The sequence below is a fragment of the Bradyrhizobium barranii subsp. apii genome (assembly GCF_011516635.5).
Classification (GTDB): domain Bacteria; phylum Pseudomonadota; class Alphaproteobacteria; order Rhizobiales; family Xanthobacteraceae; genus Bradyrhizobium; species Bradyrhizobium barranii.
In genome coordinates this window covers 903,887-922,734 of record NZ_CP096255.1, presented here as the reverse complement: position 1 = coordinate 922,734, position 18,848 = coordinate 903,887, and the positions used below count along the sequence as shown (strand labels likewise).

Genomic DNA, 18,848 nt, shown 5'->3' with positions numbered 1-18,848 from the left:
AGATCGTCCCGGATTGCGCTTCGCGCCATCCGGGCTACAGGCCAAAACCTAAGTGCTGCTTCCCGCCGCGCTCGCGACCACCGGCAGCACCTCGGCGCCGGCACGATCCGGCGTCTCTTCCTTCCAGCGCACCGAGCCGAACGGACGCTCCAGCATGCGGCGGATCCGCACCGGATCGGGACCGATGTGGAAATCGATCGCCTGCTGATGCAACGCGCGTTCGGACTGCGTCGAGCGGTTGCGCTGGCGCAAGTAATCGAGCCAGGTCGGACAGTGGTAGCGCTCGGTCCACAATTCGGGGTCGGCGATGTCGCGCGCGATCGACCAGCCATAGGCGCCGTTGCGCTGGCGGGAGAACTGCACGTCCTGCATCACGTTGTGGAAGGCGCGCGCGTTCTCCTGGCTCACCCTATATTCGATCTCGACCACCAGCGGCCCGCTGCGCGCCGTGAGCGACAGTTTGACTTCCGGATCGGCGAGCACGTCCGCGTCCTCGTTGCGGGCGCCGACGCGCGGCATCGCCAACCAAATGCCCAGCACCGGCGAGATCAGCATCAGGCTGGCGGCCGTCAGCAGCGCGACCTCGACGCCGGCGTAATCGGTGAGATGGCCCCAGCCCCAGGCGCCGATCGCGATGCCGCCGGAAATCGAGGCCTGGAATGCCGCGAGCGAACGGCCCGCGACCCAGCGCGGCGCCGAGAGCTGCACGCCGATGTTGAACAGCGCGACGGCCGCCATCCAGACCGCACCGGCGAGCACAAGCGCCGCCGCCGTCAGCACCGGCTCCGTGCTCACGGCAAGCGCGGCCATCGCAAATGCCATCGAGATGGTGCAGGCGCGGATCGCGGCTTCGCCGCTCATGCGCTTGCGCAATTCATGGATGTTGAGCGCACCGACGACGGCGCCCATGCCGAAGGCACCCAGCATGATGCCGTAGGTCTGCGCGCCGCCATGCAGCAGATCGCGCGCGATCAGCGGCATCAGTGCCATGATGGCGCCGCCGATCAGGCCCATCACCAATGTGCGCAGCAGCACGATCTTGATCGGCGGCGAATTGGTGATGTAGCGGAAGCCCGAGACCATCGCGCGGTTGAGCTTCTCCCGCGGCAGGCGCGAGGGCTCGGTGTTGCGCCGCCAGAGCAGCAGCACCACCAGCAGCGGCAGATAGAGGATCGCGTTGCAGGCAAACGCGGCCACCGCGCCGAGCGAGGCGACGATGACGCCGCCGACCGCGGGACCGAAGCTGCGTGCAATATTGTAGCTGATGCCGTTCAGTGCGACGGCTGACGGCAGTGATTCGGGCGGGACCTGCTCGCTGACCGAGGATTGCCACGCCGGCCCGAACAGCGCATTGCCGCTGCCCACCACGAAGCAGAAGACGAGCAGCGTTTCCGGAGTGATCAGCTTGAGCCAGGCCAGCACCGTCAGCGCAGTCGCGCCGATCAGCGCGATCGCGAGCGAAATCAAGGTCACGATGCGCCGGTCATACATGTCGGCGATGGCGCCGGCCGGCATCGAGATCAACATGATCGGCAGCATCAGCGCGGTCTGCACCAGCGCCACCTTGTCGGCCGAGGCCGCCATCTGCGTCATCGCCCAGGCCGCGCCCACGCCCTGGATCAAGAGGCCAAGATTGGAGAGCAGGCTGGCGAGCCAGATGCGCCGAAACACGGTGTACCGCAGGGGTGCGGCGATGCCGTCGCCGGCGAATTTCTGACGGTTCGGCTGCTCGGTCATATCCCCTTCCATATGGGCTGGCAGAAGTGGTCTTGGAATGGTCTTTGGGTGATTCCGGCAGGTTCAGTGATGCCTGCGAAAGTCCTTCGCTGTCCAGTGGTTAGGCCGGTATAAGCGGTCCAAAGACGTGGTTTTTCCGGAGAAACATATGAAGCTGTCGCGACGGTCGATCCTGCTGGGGGCAGGCAGCTTGCCTTTCGCGGTTGCGAGCTTGCGGACAGGCGCGCTGGCCCAGACCGCGCCCACGGCTCAGAATGCCGAGGTGCCGCCGATCCTGTTTGTCCACGGCAATGGCGAATACGACGCGGTCTGGATGACGACGCTTTGGCGGATGGAATCCAACGGCGTCGCGCGCGATCGCATGATGGCGATCAATTTCACGGATCCGCTGGCGCGCAGCGACGACAAGGTCGAGCAGGCGGGCCGCTCCTCGACCGAGGACCAGCGCCGCGAACTCGCGGCGGCCATCGCGGAATTGAAGCGCCGCACCGGCGCGGCCCGCGTGGCACTGGTCGGCAGCTCGCGCGGCGGCTATGCGATTCGCAACGTCATCAAGAACGGCGGCGTCGGCGATGTCAGCCACGCCGTCCTCTGCGGCACCCCCAATCATGGCGTGTTCGCGACCGACGACCAGCCGAACAACGAATTCAATGGCCGCGGTACATTTCTGCGCGGCCTGAATGAGGGTGAGAGCGAGGTGACGCCGGGCACGGCCTTCCTCACCCTGCGTAGCGATGGCATGGACAAGTACGCGCAAGCCGACGGCCGCTTCATCGGCAAACCCGGCACGCCGACCGGCGTTACCGTCGAAGGGCCGGAGTTGACGGGCGCCACCAATCTCGTGCTCTGCGCGCTCGACCATCGCGAAGTGGCGTTTCACCCGCGCGCCTTCCGCCAGATCTACAAATTCATTGCCGGCCGCGAGCCCGCGCGCATCGCGATTGTGCCGGAGCAGAGCGTCAGGTTGAGCGGCCTTGTGACCGGTACGCCAGGCGGCGTGTCGACCAATCGCCCGGTGGCAGGTGCAACCGTCGATGTCTTCCGCGTCGACCCTGATACCGGGGAGCGCAAAGGCGGCGCGGTGCACAGCGCGAAGACCGGCGCCGACGGCCGCTGGGGTCCGGCGCAGGTCGAGCCTTCCTGGTTCCTCGAATTCGTCCTGACATCGCCGGACGCGCCGACGACGCATATCTACCGCACGCCCTTCCCGCGCTCGTCCGATGTCGTGCATCTACGTGCCGCGCGCCCGCTCGGGCCGGCGGACAAGGATGCCGGCGCCGTCGTGATCATGTCGCGACCGCGCGGCTATCTCGGCCTGCCGCGGGACGTGGTGCTGCTCGACGGCAAGGAGCCGGCCGACGTCAAGCCGGGTGTGCCCACGGATTCGGCAGCAACCTTGCGGCTCCCGGCCGCGGAGGCCGGGCGTAACATCGTGGCCCAGTTCGGCGAAGAACGAATTGTGGCGCGCGCCTGGCCCGCCTCCGAGAACAGGATTGCGATTGCCGAGCTGACTTACTAGCTATTGGCTTGGGTCATATCTGCGGGAGAGAGCCATGAACATCGCCAGTGTGCGTCGGCCCATCATCCCTCCGACCCCGCCGCGTGCGCCCGACGACATGTCGTTTTTCGGCCGGGTCGCGGTCCTCAAGCAGAACATGATCGCAACCTGGGGGCAGCGTGCCTACGAAGAAGAGGTCATCAAGGGCCGCTTTTTCCTCCACAACAGCTTCATCCTGAATCAGCCGGACGCAATCCGGCATGTCCTGCTCAGCAATTATGAAAATTACACGCGCACGCCGGCGGGGATCCGCATGCTGCGTCCGGTGCTCGGCGAAGGAGTTCTGATCGCGGAAGGCCACGCCTGGACACATCAGCGCCGGACGCTCGCGCCGGCCTTCACGCCGCGTGCAACTGCAAATCTCGTCCCGCATATGACCGCGGTGCTCGACGAGACCATCACAAAGCTTGATGCGCGAACAAGCGAGCCGGTCGATCTGCGCGAGACGATGCAGCGCATGACGCTGGAGATCGCCGGGCGCACGATGTTCTCGTTCGGCATGGACCGTCACGGCCCGACCTTGCGCAATTTCGTCATGGAATACGGCGCGCGGCTCGGGCGGCCCTATTTCCTCGACATGCTGCTGCCGGTGTCCTGGCCGACCCCGATGGATTTTGCCCGCGCCCGCTTCCGCAAACGCTGGACCGAATTCGTCGCGATGCTGATCGCCGAACGGCGCACGATGGGCAAGAAGGACGGCGCGCCGCCGCGCGACCTGTTCGATCTCATGGACGCGGCGCGCGACCCTGAGACCGGCAAGGGCTTTTCGGATGCGCAACTCGTCGACGAGGTCGCGACCATGATCCTGGCGGGTCACGAGACCACGGCGACGGCGCTGTTCTGGGCGCTCTATCTGCTCGCGCTCGATCCGGAGACGCAGGAGGAAGTTGCCTCCGAGACCCACGGCGAGCATCTCGACAGCATGGCCGACATCGATCGCCAGAAGTTCACCCGCGCGGTGATCGAGGAGACCATGCGGCTCTATCCGCCGGCCTTCCTGGTCGCGCGTGCCGCGCGCGAGAAGGACAATGCGGCCGGCGTCGAGATCGGCAAGGGCGACATCATCATGATCGCGCCCTGGCTGCTGCACCGGCATGAGAAGCTGTGGGATCAGCCGAACGCCTTCATCCCAAAACGCTTCATGTCGAACGAGGCGCCCGACCGTTTCGCTTACCTGCCGTTCGGCGCGGGTCCGCGCGTCTGCATCGGCGCGCCGTTCGCGCACGCCGAATCCGTGCTGGCGCTGGCCCGGTTGATCGGCGCGTTCCGTATCGAGCTTGCCGACAGGGTTCCGGTGATCCCGCTCGGCGTCGTGACGACCCAGCCGGACCACTCACCTTTGTTCCGCATCACGCGTCGGTGACAGACATTCGTCTGCCCGATGGCGCGATCCACCCCAGATAGAGCCTCCGCCATGAGCGACATCCAGGCCCAGTTTTCCGTTCTGAAGCAGACCGCCGATGCCAAGGTGGTCGACGCGATCGCGCACCTGATCGAGAACGGCGAGGATCACGAGCTCAACCGCGTCAATGTCCTCGATTTCTCCAGGCAGCATGGCCTCGACGAAGAGCACACGATCTCCACCTTCCTGCATTCGGCGCGGCTCGGACTGTTCGATCTCGGCTGGAACGTGCTCTGTCCGGGCTGCGGCGGCGTGCTGGGCGCCCATTCGACGCTGAAGGCGCTCAAGCCGGACGATTATCACTGCGCGCTCTGCGCCTGCGGGTACAAGGCGTCGGTCGACGATCAGGTCGAGGTCTCCTTCACCGTCAATCCGCGCGTGCGGCGCATCGCAGCGCACGATCCCGATACGCTTCCGGTGTGGGAATATTTCAAGCAGGTATTCTGGAGTTCCGGCGTCGACTTCAACAAGGAATCCTTCGCGACGCTCGCCAACGAGGTGACGCTCGATACACTCGAGCTTCCGGCGGGCGAGAAAGCGACCATGTCGCTGCAACTGCCGGGCGACTTCATCATCATCTTCGAGCCGGTGACGCACGCCGCCCATTTCATCGACGTCCAGGGCGAGCCGACCAAGGAGCGTCAGCAGTTCGCGATCATGTACAACAAGGTGCAGGCTCCGACGGGAACGACGACCATGCGGCCGGGGCCGCTGCGGCTGTCGCTGGAGAACCAGGCCGGCGTGCGCGTGTTGCCGTCGGTGTTCATCGCGGCCGAGGCGCTCCATCATCTCATCGGCAAGCGCAAGCCGTTCCTCACCGCCAAGCGCATGCTGTCGAACCAGACGTTTCGCGATGTCTTCAAGGCGGACAATCTCAGCCTCGACCAGCGGCTCCAGATCACGTCGCTGACATTCCTGTTCACCGATTTGAAGGGCTCGACCGCGCTCTACGAGCGCGTCGGCGATCTCGCCGCCTTCGATCTCGTGCGCGCGCATTTCCATGCGCTGCTCGAGATCATCTCCTCCGAGAAGGGCGCGGTGGTGAAGACGATCGGCGACGCCGTGATGGCGACCTTCGTCCGCCCCGAGCACGCCATCGTCGCGGGCCTGCGGATGCGGGCCGCGATGGACGAGCTCAACAGGCAGCGCGGCACCGACGATCTCATCGTCAAGATCGGCATCCATGAAGGCCCGTGTCTTGCGGTGATGCTCAACGAACGCCAGGATTATTTCGGCCAGACCGTCAACATCGCCGCTCGCGTCCAGAGCCTGTCGACGGCGCGGGAGATCCACATCACGGGCCCCGTGCTCGATGCGCCCGCAGTCGCCGAGGTGCTCGAGCAGCGCGCGATCAAGCCGATCCAGAAGCAGGCGGCCCTGCGCGGCATCGCCGACAAGATGGTGGTGTACGAGATACCGTGACAGATTGCAGAAAGGTAATGCCCGCGCGGAGCTGACGCACGTTGCGGCGGTTGAGTTTCCTGCTCATATAATGCTGGTGGCGGCCGCACCCCCGCGGCTTCATCGTTTTCGGTAGGATCCTATGCTCGACGGCCTGCGCCAATTCATCGCCGACATTGTGGCCCCTCATGCCGGGGATCGCGCATTCGGCGATGGCGATTACCGGCTTGCGGCCACCGCGCTGCTGGTTCACGTGGTCTCGCTGGACGGTCAGCCGACGGCGACCGAGCAGCGCAAGCTGCACAGCCTGATCGAAAACCATTTCGGGCTGGATCGCGGTACCGCCGACCGCCTGATCGCGGACGCCACCCAGGTCGAGGGCGAGGCCGTCGACCTCTATCACTTCACCAGCGTCATCATGCGCTCGCTCGACGAAGAGGGCCGCAAGCGCATCGTCCAGATGATGTGGGAGCTGGTCTATGCCGATGGCCAGGTGTCCGAGTTCGAGGATAACGTCGTTTGGCGCGCGTCCGACCTGCTCGGGATCGCCCAGCGCGACCGGATCGACCTCAAGCATGCGGTCGCAAATCGCGCCGGTGGTCAGGTCAAGGACGGCGCCGTCGGGGGTTGAGCCGTCTCGACGCGGTATTATCGGCGGTTGTGCTGACCACATGACGAAACTTTAATATACCTCCGTCGGCCAGCCCGGCCCCGGATTTCCCCGTAAAATCCGTGGTTTTCCTGCTTCCCTGTTGCCCGCTCAAGCAGCCATGCTGCCGGTGACGCTTGCCTGTCGCGCTCGGCCTATGCTCTCGTTCCGCCATTGCGGGGCCAAAAAACTTCAATTCAAGAGACTTCGATCGTGACTGAGCGGGTAACGTTGATCACCGGTGCGTCGGCGGGCATCGGCACGGAGCTGGCGCGTGTGTTCGCCGCCAACGGGCATCGCCTCGCGCTGACGGCGCGACGCGCGGACCGGCTGGAGGCGCTTGCGAACGAGCTCGCCGCCAAGGGCGGCAAGAAGCCGATCGTGATCGCCTGCGACCTGCAGGAGGCGGATGCGGGTGACAAGATCGCCGCCGCGCTTGCCGCCGAAGACGTTGAGCTCGACCATCTCGTCAACAATGCCGGCTTCGGCGTGTTCGGCGATGCGATCGAGCGCGACCGCGTCGAACAGGTCGGCATCGTCGATGTCAACGTCCGGGCTCTGACGGATCTGTCGCTGCGCTTTGCCGATCAGCTGATCAGGAACAAGGGCGGTCTTCTCAATGTCGGATCGGTCGCGGGCTTTCTGCCCGGCCCCGGCATGGCCGTGTACTACGCGTCCAAGGCCTATGTGATTTCCCTCACCGAGGCCCTGCGGGCGGAGCTCGCGCCGCGCGGCGTTCGCGTCACCGTACTTTGCCCGGGTCCGGTGCCCACCGAATTCCAGGCGCGCGCCGGCGTCGGGGCTGGGCATGATACGGCTCTTCTCAACGTGTCTGCCGCCGAAGTTGCGCAACAAGCTTATCGCGGCCTGATGGCCAACAAACGGGCAGTGCTGCCTGGTCTCGGCATCAAGATCGTGCCGTTCGCGCTGCGTTTCTTCCCGCGCGGCTTCATCCTGTCCGCCACCAGCCGGTTCCAGAGGCAGAGGCACTAGATTTCTTGTCTTGACGCGTTTTCTTCACGCGAACCGGTATCCACTTCGCTCGAAAACGCTTTGAAGAAAGCTCAAAGCTCCGTAATGGCCCGGAGCTTGCTTCAATATCGGGACGCGTGTGCGCGAACTCACGCGATGTTAACTACCGCTTAGCTATGCTGGCGGTCTGAACCGATAGCACTCGCAGAGGCCATGTCGTTCCGGACGGACAGGTTTGGTGGCGCAGAATTGGTGCCCTTCCCCAGAAGGACGCCGAGCGCCGCCGCCTCCGAAGCCCGGTTGCCGGTTCTGATCATCCTGCATCAGGAATCCTCGACACCCGGCCGCGTCGGCAATGCGCTGCGCGCGCTCGGCCATCGCCTCGACATTCGCCGTCCCCGCTTCGGCGATCCCCTGCCCGACACGCTCGATCAGCATGCCGGCGCTGTTTTCTTCGGCGGTCCGATGAGCGCCAACGATCCCGACGACTACATCCGCCGCGAGATCGACTGGATCGAAATTCCGCTCCGCGAACAGCGACCGTTCCTCGGCATCTGCCTCGGCGCGCAGATGCTGGCGATGCAGTTGGGGGCTCGCGTCGCGCCGCATGCGGAGGCGCTGGCCCAGATCGGCTACTATCCAATCCGCCCGACCGTCGCGGGCCACGCGCTCTGCCCGAATTGGCCGGCGCAGGTCTATCACTGGCATCGCGAAGGATTTGAACTGCCCGTCGGCACTGAGCTGCTTGCGGAAGGCGATGATTTTCCGATCCAGGCGTTCCGCACCGGCAACGCTTTCGGGGTGCAGTTTCATCCTGACGTGACCTGCGCGATGATGCATTGCTGGACCACGCGCGGCTATGACGGCCTCAGCGCGCCCGGTGCGCGCGAGCGGCATCATCATTTCGCGGACCGTGCCGTGTACGACGTTGCGGAGCGGGCCTGGCTCGATCATTTCATCGATGGCTGGCTGGCGCGCCGGCAGGTGCTGGCGCAAGCCGCCGAGTGATCGCGCCTCTGCGCAAGGCCTTCGCGCAAGGCCTTGGCGCAAGCTCTTGCCTCACCGTTGGATATGCTAGGCTCGTTCCTAACGAGCGCGCGCGAACGCGTGCCGGCAGACACAGGGAGAGCGTCATGGCCTACGAACACATTCTGTATGAGGTGAGCGACAAGGTCGCGACCATCACGCTCAATCGCCCTGATCGCATGAATGCGTGGACGCCGACGATGGAGCGCGACGTGCGCCATGCGATGGAAGCATCGAGCGCCGATGACAATGTCCGCGTCATCGTGCTCACCGGCGCGGGCCGCGCCTTCTGCGCCGGCGCCGACATGGATGCGCTGAAGGGGCTCGACCCCAACGACGTCAGGCGTGCCTCGAACCTGCCGCCCTTCGACATGAACCGCCGGCCGGACTGGCAGACGCGCTACGGCTTCTATCCGTCGATCGGAAAGCCCGTCATCGCCATGCTCAACGGCGCGACCGCCGGTATCGGCCTCGTCCACGCGCTTTATTGCGACCTGCGCTTTGCCGCCGACAATACCGTGTTCACGACAGCCTTCGCGCGGCGCGGACTGATCGCCGAGCATGGCATGTCCTGGATGCTGCCGCACATCGTCGGCCACGCCAACGCGATGGATCTGCTGCTCTCGGCCCGGCGCGTCTCGAGTGAGGAGGCGCTGCGGATCGGCCTGGTGAACCGGCTCTGCTCACCGGAAAAGCTGCGCGAGGAGACCTATGCCTATGCGCGCGACCTCGCCGATATGGTTTCCCCGAGCGCGATGGCCGTGATCAAGCGCCAGCTCTACGAGGTGCCGTTCCAGACGCTAGAGCATTTTCCGACCGGAAAGAATCGGGTGGGGATTCCCAAAACGGCGCGAGTCAGATTCAAGCTGCATGCTGGCGAGGGAGGCCAGCATGTATGGCCAGGGCGCTTTCGGTTGATCTTCGCCAAAGGGTGGTAGCCGCGATTGACGGTGGCATGTCCTGTCGACAGGCTGCTGAGCGCTTTGGTGTCAGCGCGGCCAGTGCGATCCGCTGGCGCGCTCGCCTCAAGAAAGTTGGCGACATCGTTCCTAAACGCCAGGGCGGTGACCGCAAATCGCAGCGCATCGAAGCGCATTCGCAATTGATTCTGGAGGCGGTGACAGCGAGGCCGGATATCACGCTTGCCGAGTTGCGAGAACTGTTGAAACGTCATGGAATATCGACTGGCATCGCGTCGCTCTGGCGTTTTTTCCAGCGCAGAAAGATCACACTTAAAAAAAGACAGCGCACGCCGCCGAGCAACGGCGCGGCGATATAAATGCCGCACGTGAGAGTGGTTCGAAGGGCAAATCGACCTTGACCCTGAGCGTCTCGTCTTCATCGACGAAACCAGCGCCAACACCAAAATGGCGCGGCGTTACGGGCGCTCGCCACGCGGCGAGCGATGTCGTGCAGCTATCCCACACGGACATTGGAAGACGACGACGTTCACCGCTGGATTGCGCTCCGACGGTCTGATCGCGCCGCTTGTTCTGGACGGTCCAATGGATGGCGACGCTTTCCTGGCCTACGTCGAGCAATTGCTCGCCCCATCGCTGCGGCCGGGCGATACCGTTATCATGGACAACTTGCCCGCTCACAAGGTCCATGGCGTTCGAGAGGCCATCCAGGCGGTCGGAGCTAGCCTGCTCTATCTTCCGCCCTACAGTCCAGACTTCAACCCGATCGAAATGGCCTTCTCCAAACTGAAAGCGCTGTTGCGGGCCGCCGCAGCCCGCACCATGCCCGATCTCTGGCAAGCAATCGCCAACGCTCTCAAACGCTTCTCACCCGAGGAATGTCAAAATTATCTCGTCGCGGCTGGTTACGACGCAACGTGATCGGAAAACGCTCTAGCCGAGGCCACGATCGAGGCCAACCGCGAGATGATGGTCGCGCTGAACGGCAGCGATTTCCGGGAGGGGGTGGCGAGCTTCATGGAGAAGCGGCCGCCGAGGTTTACGGGGAAGTAGGGGGAGAGATTTTCGGATGAAGCCCGCCGTCGCCCTGCGGGCTATGGCGTGGCAGCCTTCGCTACGAGAGGGCTTGCCGAGCCGAAGCAGGCGCAGCCTGCGAAGGCTGGTGGAGCCAGGCGGGATCGAACCGCCGACCTCGTCATTGCGAACGACGCGCTCTCCCAGCTGAGCTATGGCCCCGTTTGGCGGCCGCTCTGGTGAATGCGGCCGACAACCGGGCGCCATTTAAGTCCCCGCCAAGGTCAAGTCAAGGACGGGTGTGACCCGGTTTTAACCATCCCCGGCACCGACTTCCCTTGTTTGGGCCGGGGGGAACCGATATCTAGCAAAAAGCGTCAATCCCGACCGAAAGCCAGAGTCATCAATGCGTGCCGTTCTCGACATCGTCATCATCGTGCTCGACCTCTACGTCTGGCTGCTGATCGCCTCCGCGATCCTGTCCTGGCTGATCGCTTTCAACGTCGTGAACACCCGCAACCAGTTCGTTTCGGCGGTGGCGGAGTTCCTGTACCGGATCACCGAGCCGGTGCTGGCGCCGATTCGCAATTTCCTGCCCAGCCTCGGCGGCCTCGATATCTCGCCGATCATCCTGATCCTGCTCATCATGTTCATCGAGCGGGTGATCCTGTATTACATCTACCCGAACGTGATCTAAGCAGGCGGGAGCGCCTTGATTGCGAAAGAGGCCTTCAAGGAACCCTGGCGCTATTCGGCCGCGGGAATCAGCATCGCGCTGCGGGTGACGCCGCGCGGCGGCCGCGACGACATCGACGGGATCGAGCAATTGGCCGACGGCCGCAGCGTGCTCAAGGTGCGGGTGCGCGCGATCGCCGATGGCGGCGAGGCCAACAAGGCCGTTCTGGTGCTATTGGCGAAATCGCTCGGCGTCCCCAAGGCCAGTGTAAAGCTGCTATCCGGTGCCACCTCGCGGCTGAAGCAGATCGCGGTCGACGGCGATCCGGCGCGGCTCGGCGAAGCCCTGTGCAAGCTCGCCCAGGCCAGATCGGCAGACGCCAAACCGACAGACCAAGGGAACTGACATGACGGCCAAGATCATCGATGGAAAAGTCATCGCTGCGGAACTCCGCGCGCGCGTCGCTGACGAGGTTGCCCGCGTCAAGCGCGAGCACAATCTGGTGCCGGGCCTCGCGGTGGTTCTGGTCGGCAACGACCCAGCCAGCGAGGTCTATGTCCGTTCCAAGCACACCCAGACCCAGGCGGCCGGCATGGCCTCGTTCGAGCACAAGCTGCCGGCCGACGTGTCGCAGGCCGATCTGCTGGCCGTCGTCACAAAACTCAACCGCGATCCGGCGGTGCACGGCATTCTGGTGCAGCTGCCGCTGCCGAAGGGCCTGAACACCGAGGCCGTGATCAACGCCATCGATCCCGCCAAGGATGTCGACGGCCTGCATCCGAACAATGCCGGCCGGCTCGCCGGCGGCTTTGAAGCGCTGTCGCCCTGCACGCCGCTCGGTTCGATCATCCTGACCAAGAGCGTCCACGGCTCGCTCGAAGGCATGAATGCCATCGTCATCGGCCGCTCCAATCTGGTCGGCCGTCCGCTGGTGCAATTGCTGCTCAACGAGAACGCCACGGTGACCATCGCGCATTCGCGCTCGCGCGATCTGCCCGGGCTCGTGAAGCGAGCCGACCTCGTCTATGCCGCGGTCGGCAAGCCCGAGATGGTACGTGGTGACTGGCTGAAGCCGGGCGCGACCGTGATCGACATCGGCATCAACCGCATCCCGAAGGACGATGGCAAGACGCGCCTCGTCGGCGATGTCGCCTATCAGGAAGCGCTCGCCGTTGCCGGCGCGATCACGCCGGTGCCGGGTGGCGTTGGCCAGATGACGGTCGCCTGCCTGCTGGTGAATACGCTGCGCGCGGCTTGCGCGATCGCCGGGCTGCCGAAGCCGGCGGTTTAACTCCAGGTCTCGCGCCCCGGACGCAGCGCAGCGTGCAACGATGCGCTGCAGAGCCGGGGCCCATTGCAAGTGGCACCCTCGGTCCCGGCTCTGCGGCGCATCACTTCGTGATGCACCGCGTCCGGGACACGCAATCTTACGCCTTTTTCTTCTTCTCGCGCTCGATGCCTTCGAGGATCAGCTTCTGCGCGTCTTCCGGGCCGCCCCAGCGCAAAATCTTCACCCACTTGCCCTTCTCGAGATCCTTGTAGTGCTCGAAGAAGTGCTGGATCTGCTGCAGCGTGATGTCGGGCAGGTCGGAGTACGACTTCACCTTGTCGTAGCGCTGCGTCAGCTTCGACGACGGCACCGCGAGAATCTTCTCGTCGCCGCCGGCTTCGTCTTCCATGAACAGCACGCCGACCGGGCGCACGCTCATGACGGCGCCGGGGATGATGGCGCGGGTGTTGATGATCAGCACGTCGCAGGGATCGCCATCATCGGACAGCGTGTGCGGGATGAAGCCGTAGTTACCGGGGTAACGCATCGGCGTGTAGAGGAAGCGGTCGACAACGAGCGTGCCGGCTTCCTTGTCCATCTCGTATTTGATCGGTTCGCCGCCCACGGGGACCTCGATGATGACGTTGACGTCGTGGGGTACGTTTTTTCCGATCGAGACCGCATCGATACGCATTCAAGGCTCCGTTGTTGCCGAGGTTAAATCGCGCCCGGCAGCGATTTTGGCGCTGTCATACGCGGGCTTGGCGCGCCAATCCATCGTGTTTTTGTGAAATAATGAATCCAGCGACTACCGGCTCAAAAGGCAACGGTATCGACGGATGGGAAAGGCTGCCGGCTAGACTCAATTGGTCCAAGCGAAGGCAACTTTGTCGAGCGACTTCGGCCCGAAACGCTCGGAGGAGCGCGCCACCATGCGGCCGCCCAAGGCGCGGTAGAACTCGGTCGCCGGATCGTTGTCCGAGAGCGCCCACACCACCATGCTCTTCAGGCCGCTCTGCATCAGGTCGCGACGGGCTGAAGTGAACAGGCGGCGGCCGAAGCCGAGACCCTGGAATTCCGGACGCAGATAGAGCTCGTAGATCTCGCCGTCAAAGTGCAGGCTGCGGGCGCGGTTGCGGCCGTAATTGGCATAGCCGGCGATCTTGTCGCCGAACACGAGCACGCTGACGCGGCTGCCTTTGCGAATCGCACTGTCCCACCACTGCGGACCGCGGCGGTTGATCAGCTTTTCCAGTTCGCCGCCGGGAATGATGCCCTGATAGGCGGAGCGCCAGGCTTCGTCATGGGTGGACGCCACCGCAGTTGCATCTGCAGCTTTGGCCGGCCGGACCTCGATCAGGGTTGTGCTCATGGACACGATCAAACCAAGTCGCCGCGCCGGCGGCAAGACCTATCGTTAATTATCGGTTAACGTGTGGATTTTGTGCATCAGTATTTTAACCATGTTGTACCGAAAGAAGACAAGACGCCATTTCGAACGGCACCGGCCTGCCATTGCCGGTGCAAAACTGCCCTGCGGCAACCAATGAACCGCGATGGCAACGCAAAAAGCCCACCGAAAATGATTCGTTCCTGCAGATCTGTCGCTGTCCGTGTTCGCCTGCGGCGATTCATGCGCCTCTTCAACATCTTCGCCCTCCTGCCTCTGCTGCCCTTGCTGATGGCGTCGCCTCTGTGCGCACAGGTCACGTTTGGGTCATCGGGTGAGGAGGGCGAGCCGTTTCGCCGGCAACAATGGCGCGTGCCATCGCCGGATACCGACATTGCCGCGCATGCGCTGCTGTTTCGCCCCGTCGGCGCCGGTCCGTTCCGGCTTGCGGTGATCGCACATGCCTCGACGCAGAATGTGCTGCGTCGGGCGCAAATGCCGCAGCCTGAATACCGCGCGCTGGTCGCGTTTCTCGTCGCGCACGGCTTCGCCGTGCTGGTGCCGGAGCGGCTCGGCCATGGTGCGACCGGCGGCCGCTATGTCGAGGACCAGGGCGGCTGCGACGAGGCGGATTACGCGCGTTCGGGTCGCGCGACGGCCGCCGAAATTTCGCTCGCGCTGGATTTTTTGCGAAAGCAGGATTTTGTTCGTCAAGACAAGGTCGTCGTGCTCGGCCATTCCGCCGGCGGTTGGGGGGCGTTGGCGCTCGCGAACACCGATCCGAACGCGATCTCCGCGATCATCGCGTTTGCGCCGGGGCGCGGCGGCCGCGCCAATGACGAACCGAACCGGATCTGCGCGCCGCAGACGCTTCTCGCCGCGGCGGCCGAGTTCGGCAAGGCGGCGCGCATTCCCGTCACATGGCTCGTGGCGACCAATGACAGCTATTTCGCGCCGGCGTTCTCGCGGCAGTTGGCGGATGCGTTTCGCGGCGGAGGCGGCAAGGTGGACTTCCGCACATTGCCGGCCGTCGGCAGCGAGGGGCATTGGATGATCGAGAGCGAAGCCGGCGTCAAAGCTGCCAGCCGCGAGCTCGGGCTTGCGCTGAACCAGTCCAAACCGGCGGCGGCCAAGAAGCCATGACGCTGTATCTCCTGGTCAAGTACCTCCATGTGCTGGGCGCCATCGTCATTCTCGGCACCGGCACCGGCATCGCCTTCTTCATGCTGATGGCGCATCGCACGAACGACGCCGAATTCATCGCGCGCACCGCTTCGGTGGTGGTGATTGCGGACGCGATCTTCACGCTGTCGGCCGTGATCCTGCAGCCGGTGACGGGCGGCGTGCTGATGATGCTTTCGGCCATGCCGATCACGGAACGCTGGCTGCTGGCCTCGCTTGGGCTCTACGTCTTTGCGGGCCTGTTCTGGGTCCCCGTCGTCTTCATGCAGATCGAGATGCGAGATCTCGCGCGCAAGGCGGCCGAGCAGCGCGGCGCTCTGCCTGAACGCTACTTCGTGCTCTACCGCCGCTGGTTCGCGTTCGGTTTCCCCGGCTTCGGCGCGACGATGTTGATCCTGTGGCTGATGATCGCGAAACCGTTTTGAGAGATGCGATGACCCAGCAAACTGTTTTGGTGCTCGGCGCCTCCGGCCTGATCGGGCGCTTCGTCACCGACGATCTGCGCGTGCGGGGATTTCGCGTGGTCGGCGTCGCACGCAGCCTGTCGCCCGCGCAGAAGATGAGCGCGCTGGACATCGAGCAGCCGATCCTGTCGCTTGGTGCAGCCGCGCTGGTGCGCCTTTTCAGCGAGCACGCCGTCGACGTCGTCGTGAACTGTCTCGGTGTGCTCCAGGACGGTCCCGGCAGCGACACCGGCGCGGTGCATCGCGATTTCGTCGCGCGCCTGCTTGAGGCGATCGCCGACAGCGGCCGCGCGATCCGGCTGGTGCACATCTCGATCCCCGGGACCACGGAGGCGGATCGCACCGCCTTCGCGACGACCAAGCGCGAGGCCGAACGCCTGATTGCAGCCTCCGGCATTCCCCACGCGATCCTGCGGCCCGGCTTCGTCATCGCGCCGTCAGCCTATGGCGGCAGCGCCATGCTGCGTGCGCTCGCCGCCTTCCCGCTCGACCTGCCGCAGAAGGAGATGTCGACGCCATTCCAGTCCGTCGCAGTCGAGGACATTTCGGCCACCATCGCCTGGCTCGCCGCGCGCGATATCGACGACGCCTCCGTCAAAGCCGTGACGTGGGACCTGATGCAGGCCGAGCCGGTCACTATGGCCGGCGTCATCAAACAGTTCCGCCACGCCTTCGGCACGGCCGGCTGGCCGCGCCTCGCGATGCCGTCCTTCATGCTCGATCTCGGCGCGAAGATCGGCGATCTCGCCAATTATCTCGGCTGGATGCCGCCGATGCGCTCCAGCGCCATCGCCGAGCTGCGCCGCGGCGTGACCGGCGATCCATCGGCATGGATTGCCGCCACGGGCATCGCGCCGAAGACTCTGATGGATACGATCGGGCGCCATCCCGCCACCATCCAGGACAAATGGTTCGCGCGGCTGTTCCTGATCAAGGCCCTGATCTTCGCCAGCCTGGTCGCGTTCTGGCTCGTCTCCGGCTTCATCGCGCTGTTCGTCTCCTACCGCGCCGCCGCCGGAATTTTGAGTGCGCACAACTTCCCGCCCGCGCTGGTCGATCCCATCACCATCGGCACCAGCCTGATGGACATGAGCATCGGCATGCTGATCGCCTTCCGCCGCACCGCGGCGATCGGTTTGGTCGGAGGCATCGTCGCTTCGCTCGGCTATATGGTCGGCGCGGCAGTCCTCACGCCCGACCTCTGGGTCGAGCCGCTCGGCGCGCTGGTGAAGACAGGGCCGGCCATCGTGCTGATGCTGGTCGCGCTGCTGATGCTGGATAATCGCTAGCGTTTTCGAGCGAAGTGGATCCCGGTTCGCGTGAAGAAAACGCGTAAGATAGAGAGACTGATGAGCAAATGGCCCGACGATGACGTGATCCTGTTCGACGGCGTCTGCATCTTCTGCTCGCGCTGGGTCCGCTTCGTCGCCAAGCGCGACACGGCGAGGCGGTTTCGCTTCACGCCGATCCAGTCGGATTACGGGGCGCGGCTTGCACGTACGTTTGGCATCGATCCTGACGATCCCGACACCAATGCCGTGGTTCATGACGGAGAGGTCTTTATGAAGTCCGACGCCGCGCTGACCGTGCTGTCGCATCTGCCGGGATGGCGTTGGGTGCGCGCGTTGTTCGCCGTGCCAAAGCTGCTACGAGACCCCGTGTACAGCCTCATCGCGCGCAACCGCTACCGCATCTTCGGGAAGTATGATGCGTGCTTTGTGCCCGATGCCGAATTGCGGGCGCGGGTGATTGAGTGACGTAGCTCGCGGTTAGCGCTTGCCTGAAGCCGCCAGCACTTGCTTCGCCGCGCGCTCCCCGCTGTCCCTGGCGCCATGCGCCGTCGTGAAGAAGCTTGGCGACGTCGCTTCTCCCGCGAAGAACAGCCGCCCATCCATCGGCGCTGCCAGCACCGCGCGGTCTCCAGCGTGCCCTGGCAGTGCGTGTGAATACGATCCTCTCGCGAAGGGGTCGTGGGCCCAGCGCGACTCGTAGAGCGGCTTGAGCTTTCGCCTGATGTCGTTGCCGAGGAAGCCTGCGATCTCGTCGATGCTGTGCGCGGCGATGGCGCCGTCGCCGGCGTCTTCCAGCTCGCGGGCAAAGCTGCCGCCGAAAAAGCCCTCGATGCAGGGCTGGCCGAACGGGCGGATGTGATAGGTGCCCATCTCGGTGCGCATGGTGGCGCCGCGCAGATTGCCCTCTTTCGGGAAGGTTTCTGCATCGTCGAGCGCCAGCGTCACCTTGTCGTCGACGCCGAGCGGCAGGCCGGCCGCCGCATCGACCTTGCCCGGGAGCGGCGGTGAGAAGCGGATCGCCTCATCGGCGATGAGATTGGTCGGAACGGTGACGATCACCTTGTCGGCGGTCAGCGCACCCTGCGACGTCTCGATGCGGAGGCGCTGGCCGGAATGTTCGATCAGCGTGACATTGCAGCCCAAGGCCACCGGGCAGGGGGCGCCATAGGCCGCGACCAGCGCGCCATAGCCACGGCGGACGCGCCAGTTGAGGTCGCTGTCTTCGTAGGCGTCCCAGTCCAACGTCGACATGTCCTTCAGTTCGCAGCCGTTGATGTAGGTCGAGACCGCGTCGATCATGGGATTCCAGCGATTGCCCGGATCGAGGCTCAGGCTCGCGGGCTCGTCCTTGCCCTTTTGCGCGGCCTGCCACAGGCGCTCGTAGAATGCGTCCATCGCGCGCATGAAATCGTCGCGCTCGGCCTGCGGAAACGCGTTGCCGAAGGCGCGCTCGCGCCAGGGCGGCAGGTCCTTGTTGACCTCGAAGCCGAGCTGCTTGGCGATTCCGACGAAGGAATTCTTGTCGGCCGAATGCAGCCAGCCGCAGCCGACGTCGAAGGTCACCTCAGGCGAGGCCTGCACGGTCCAGGCACGTCCGCCAATCCGGTCGCGCGCCTCCAGCACGATCACGGAGAGGCCGGAGCCAGCCAGCGCATGCGCCGCGCCGAGGCCGGCTGAGCCGGCGCCGATGATCGCGACGTTGACGGAGGAGGGCAGGGAGGTCATGGGCGGGCTCTAGCACGTTCGCGAAGAGCGCTGAAGCCACCACAAAGTGAGCTGTCATCACCCGCCTTGTGCGCACGTTGTGCACTGGGGCGAGTGATCCACCTTCGTAGGGTGGGCAAAGGCGCTCTTGCGCCGTGCCCACCATTGCCGACCGGGATTTCAAGTGGTGG

The 18,848-nt window shown here is 64.7% G+C and carries 18 protein-coding genes, 1 tRNA gene and 2 pseudogenes; 16 read left to right on the top strand and 5 right to left on the bottom strand.

Annotation, left to right across the window (positions count from 1 at the left end; genetic code table 11):
* Nucleotides 1-48 precede the first annotated feature (48 nt).
* Nucleotides 49-1,737, bottom strand: coding sequence for an MFS transporter (locus HAP41_RS04370; RefSeq protein ID WP_166105053.1), 1,689 nt, complete (start codon nucleotides 1,735-1,737; stop codon nucleotides 49-51).
* Nucleotides 1,738-1,885: 148 nt separating this feature from the next.
* On the opposite strand from HAP41_RS04370, the gene HAP41_RS04365 reads away from it, so the two are divergent.
* From HAP41_RS04365 to HAP41_RS04325, 9 genes and pseudogenes are all read left to right on the top strand, one after another.
* A complete protein-coding gene (locus tag HAP41_RS04365; RefSeq protein ID WP_166105058.1) occupies nucleotides 1,886-3,256 on the top strand; it encodes a hydrolase in 1,371 nt (456 codons plus the stop codon).
* Between the two features lie 34 nt (nucleotides 3,257-3,290).
* A complete protein-coding gene (locus HAP41_RS04360) occupies nucleotides 3,291-4,658 on the top strand; it encodes a cytochrome P450 (RefSeq protein ID WP_166105061.1) in 1,368 nt (455 codons plus the stop codon).
* 51 nt (nucleotides 4,659-4,709) lie between these two features.
* Nucleotides 4,710-6,119, top strand: a complete 1,410-nt coding sequence (locus HAP41_RS04355; protein WP_071908711.1) for an adenylate/guanylate cyclase domain-containing protein — start codon at nucleotides 4,710-4,712, stop codon at nucleotides 6,117-6,119.
* A gap of 121 nt (nucleotides 6,120-6,240) precedes the next feature.
* Nucleotides 6,241-6,729, top strand: a complete 489-nt coding sequence (locus HAP41_RS04350; protein ID WP_166105064.1) for a tellurite resistance TerB family protein — start codon at nucleotides 6,241-6,243, stop codon at nucleotides 6,727-6,729.
* Nucleotides 6,730-6,960: 231 nt separating this feature from the next.
* Complete coding sequence (locus tag HAP41_RS04345) at nucleotides 6,961-7,740, top strand: SDR family NAD(P)-dependent oxidoreductase (protein WP_166105067.1); 780 nt, start codon at nucleotides 6,961-6,963, stop codon at nucleotides 7,738-7,740.
* A gap of 192 nt (nucleotides 7,741-7,932) precedes the next feature.
* The gene (locus HAP41_RS04340) at nucleotides 7,933-8,727 is read left to right on the top strand and encodes a glutamine amidotransferase (RefSeq protein ID WP_166105070.1); all 795 of its coding nucleotides are present in this window, start codon (nucleotides 7,933-7,935) and stop codon (nucleotides 8,725-8,727) included.
* Nucleotides 8,728-8,852: 125 nt separating this feature from the next.
* Nucleotides 8,853-9,683, top strand: coding sequence for an enoyl-CoA hydratase (locus tag HAP41_RS04335; protein ID WP_224580524.1), 831 nt, complete (start codon nucleotides 8,853-8,855; stop codon nucleotides 9,681-9,683).
* Nucleotides 9,641-10,586 (top strand): annotated as a pseudogene (locus tag HAP41_RS04330) (IS630 family transposase). Before HAP41_RS04335 ends, HAP41_RS04330 begins: the two are co-directional and overlap by 43 nt.
* A gap of 12 nt (nucleotides 10,587-10,598) precedes the next feature.
* Nucleotides 10,599-10,718 (top strand): annotated as a pseudogene (locus tag HAP41_RS04325) (enoyl-CoA hydratase); the annotation flags it as partial.
* 107 nt (nucleotides 10,719-10,825) lie between these two features.
* Here the strand turns inward: HAP41_RS04325 and HAP41_RS04320 are convergent.
* Nucleotides 10,826-10,901: transfer RNA gene (locus HAP41_RS04320), tRNA-Ala, on the bottom strand.
* A 184-nt stretch (nucleotides 10,902-11,085) separates the two neighbouring features.
* Here HAP41_RS04320 and HAP41_RS04315 point away from each other — a divergent pair.
* From HAP41_RS04315 to folD, 3 genes are read left to right on the top strand one after another with little or no spacing between them, the layout of a single operon-like run.
* Entirely contained in the window at nucleotides 11,086-11,376 is a 291-nt protein-coding gene (locus HAP41_RS04315; protein WP_007598721.1) for a YggT family protein, read from the top strand.
* A gap of 15 nt (nucleotides 11,377-11,391) precedes the next feature.
* Complete coding sequence (locus tag HAP41_RS04310; RefSeq protein WP_166105075.1) at nucleotides 11,392-11,760, top strand: DUF167 domain-containing protein; 369 nt, start codon at nucleotides 11,392-11,394, stop codon at nucleotides 11,758-11,760.
* Between the two features lies 1 nt (nucleotide 11,761).
* Nucleotides 11,762-12,646: a bifunctional methylenetetrahydrofolate dehydrogenase/methenyltetrahydrofolate cyclohydrolase FolD gene (folD, locus tag HAP41_RS04305; protein ID WP_166105080.1), complete on the top strand. Its 885-nt coding sequence runs from the start codon at nucleotides 11,762-11,764 to the stop codon at nucleotides 12,644-12,646.
* Between the two features lie 136 nt (nucleotides 12,647-12,782).
* On the opposite strand, the gene ppa is transcribed toward folD, so the two are convergent.
* Nucleotides 12,783-13,319, bottom strand: coding sequence for an inorganic diphosphatase (ppa, locus tag HAP41_RS04300; protein WP_014490715.1), 537 nt, complete (start codon nucleotides 13,317-13,319; stop codon nucleotides 12,783-12,785).
* Nucleotides 13,320-13,487: 168 nt separating this feature from the next.
* The gene (locus HAP41_RS04295) at nucleotides 13,488-13,997 is read right to left on the bottom strand and encodes a GNAT family N-acetyltransferase (RefSeq protein WP_071917013.1); all 510 of its coding nucleotides are present in this window, start codon (nucleotides 13,995-13,997) and stop codon (nucleotides 13,488-13,490) included.
* Nucleotides 13,998-14,258: 261 nt separating this feature from the next.
* On the opposite strand from HAP41_RS04295, the gene HAP41_RS04290 reads away from it, so the two are divergent.
* Genes HAP41_RS04290 through HAP41_RS04275 form a run of 4 tightly spaced genes read left to right on the top strand, consistent with a single transcriptional unit; the run spans nucleotide 14,259 to nucleotide 17,418 of the window.
* Nucleotides 14,259-15,158 (top strand): alpha/beta hydrolase family protein, encoded by a 900-nt coding sequence (locus HAP41_RS04290; RefSeq protein WP_166105085.1) that lies wholly within the window; start codon nucleotides 14,259-14,261, stop codon nucleotides 15,156-15,158.
* Nucleotides 15,155-15,622, top strand: coding sequence for a DUF2269 family protein (locus HAP41_RS04285; protein WP_071908703.1), 468 nt, complete (start codon nucleotides 15,155-15,157; stop codon nucleotides 15,620-15,622). The genes HAP41_RS04290 and HAP41_RS04285 overlap by 4 nt, the downstream gene beginning before the upstream one ends.
* Nucleotides 15,623-15,630: 8 nt before the next feature.
* A complete protein-coding gene (locus HAP41_RS04280; protein WP_166105088.1) occupies nucleotides 15,631-16,950 on the top strand; it encodes an SDR family oxidoreductase in 1,320 nt (439 codons plus the stop codon).
* A gap of 60 nt (nucleotides 16,951-17,010) precedes the next feature.
* Nucleotides 17,011-17,418, top strand: coding sequence for a thiol-disulfide oxidoreductase DCC family protein (locus HAP41_RS04275; protein WP_166105091.1), 408 nt, complete (start codon nucleotides 17,011-17,013; stop codon nucleotides 17,416-17,418).
* A gap of 12 nt (nucleotides 17,419-17,430) precedes the next feature.
* Here the strand turns inward: HAP41_RS04275 and HAP41_RS04270 are convergent, their stop codons facing one another.
* Nucleotides 17,431-18,678, bottom strand: coding sequence for a flavin monoamine oxidase family protein (locus tag HAP41_RS04270; RefSeq protein WP_166105094.1), 1,248 nt, complete (start codon nucleotides 18,676-18,678; stop codon nucleotides 17,431-17,433).
* Nucleotides 18,679-18,848: the final 170 nt, after the last annotated feature.